Origin of the sequence: Citrobacter sp. wls826 (assembly GCF_005281245.1) — a bacterium.
In the GTDB taxonomy this organism is placed as follows: Bacteria; Pseudomonadota; Gammaproteobacteria; order Enterobacterales; family Enterobacteriaceae; genus Citrobacter; species Citrobacter braakii.
On sequence record NZ_SZWS01000017.1, the window covers coordinates 35,513 to 36,133 of the forward strand.

The window sequence follows — 621 nt, forward strand, 5'->3', positions numbered from 1 at the left end:
TGTAGAGTTCTGCAGTCGCGTGCCAGTGAGCGCCTTCACGGAGTTCGGTGACGCGATAGCTGCTGGCACCCGCTTTTTCAGCTTTAGCGGCGATAGCCTGACGCATGTCCATTGGTGAGCTACCGATCTGAGATACGGAGATGCTGCCCATGGATTGCAGGTTCTGTGCTTCTTGTGAGTTTACCTGAGTCACTGCGGCGCTTGCACCGAAAGAGAGAACAGAAAGAAGGCTTAAGGTTGCAATAGTTGTTTTGATTTTCATGATATTTACCTCGTCGAATTCTTTTATTGGGGTCTGCGTTTCGTGACCCTCATCACAAAATCAAGTATACACTAATCACTCGATAAATTAATACCACGCTAATTGTTTCCATGCGGGTTAAGTATTAAGAAAAATATTTTTTATAACAAAACGGAATTAAAAATAGGGTTTTAAGCATCAATTTTATAATAAATTCAATTAAATCATTGAGATATGAATTTTTGCAAAATGTGCGTTTTTAACTCTTCATATTCGCTATGTGAATGACTTTTGACGGTTAAACGCACCATTTGTTAAATCAATGGCAGTGGATAATAGAGGTAGGAGGGTGGATACAGAGGTTTTTCCCCGCCGCGAGG

Annotated in this window: 1 protein-coding gene; it reads right to left on the bottom strand. The window is 41.4% G+C overall.

The window, feature by feature from the left end:
* Positions 1 to 262: peroxide/acid stress response protein YhcN (gene yhcN / locus FDW87_RS02735; protein ID WP_137379433.1), on the bottom strand; the 262-nt coding region annotated here is incomplete at its 3' end.
* Positions 263 to 621: the final 359 nt, after the last annotated feature.